At 49.7% G+C, this 1,008-nt stretch carries 1 protein-coding gene; it reads left to right on the plus strand.

Annotation, left to right across the window (positions count from 1 at the left end; translation table 11 throughout):
* A partial coding sequence (locus A2F46_RS11680; RefSeq protein WP_066570637.1) for a terminase TerL endonuclease subunit occupies positions 1 to 1,008 on the plus strand: 1,008 nt, incomplete at both ends.

Here is a 1,008-nt window from a genome sequence, read left to right on the forward strand (position 1 = left end):
ATGCAATGACGCTAGGTGAGGACATTATTGGTTTCTTGGAAACCTTGCCTATTCCTGAGGGCAAGCTGGTCGGTAGCCCCATGAAGCTAATGGACTTCCAAAAGCGCTTCATTTTGGATGTGTACGACAATCCAGTTCATACCAAAACAGCCATCCTAAGTATGGCACGCAAGAACGGGAAGACGGCTTTAATCGCAGGGTTATTGTTGGCCCACTTAGTCGGCCCCGCTGCTGTATTGAATAGCCAGATTATCAGTGGAGCCATGAGCCGTGACCAAGCGTCATTGGTGTTCAAACTGGCACAAAAAATCATCAACCAAAGCGGCATGCTTCAGGATGTGATTAAGGTTATCCCCAGCCAAAAAAGCTTGATTGGTTTGCCGATGAATGTGGAGTACCGAGCCATTGCAGCCGATGGGCGAACCGCACAGGGGCTTTCCCCTGTGTTGGTTATCTTTGATGAAGCAGGGCAAATCAAGGGACCACAGAATGACTTCTACGAAGCACTGGTAACCAGCCAAGGGGCGCATGATCATCCATTGATGATTAATATATCCACGCAAGCGCCTACTGATGCCGACTTACTCAGCATCATGATTGACGACGCCAAGGCTGGAGATGACCCTAGGACGGTGTGCCATGTGTATGAAGCGCCTGAAGAGTGTGATGTATTAGACCGCGAAGCGTGGGCAACAGCCAATCCCGCATTGGGTGTATTTCGTTCAATGCAAGATATGGAAGACTTGGCGAATGCTGCTAGTCGGATGCCGAGCAAGGAAAACAGTTACCGCAACCTGAATTTAAACCAGCGCGTGAATGCTGAAGCGCCGTTTGTTTCACCGCAAGAGTGGAAAGCCTGCATTGCCGACTATGACGAAACGCCATTTCTTGAGGGCGTGGTGTGGGGCGGGCTTGACCTATCCATGAAAACTGACCTGACAGCCTTCGTGATGCTGGCTGAGTATGAAGGTAAGTTTTATACCAAGGCGGAGATATATACTCCAAAGG

The sequence above is a fragment of the Snodgrassella sp. CFCC 13594 genome, assembly GCF_001590725.1.
In the GTDB taxonomy this organism is placed as follows: domain Bacteria; phylum Pseudomonadota; class Gammaproteobacteria; order Burkholderiales; family Neisseriaceae; genus Snodgrassella.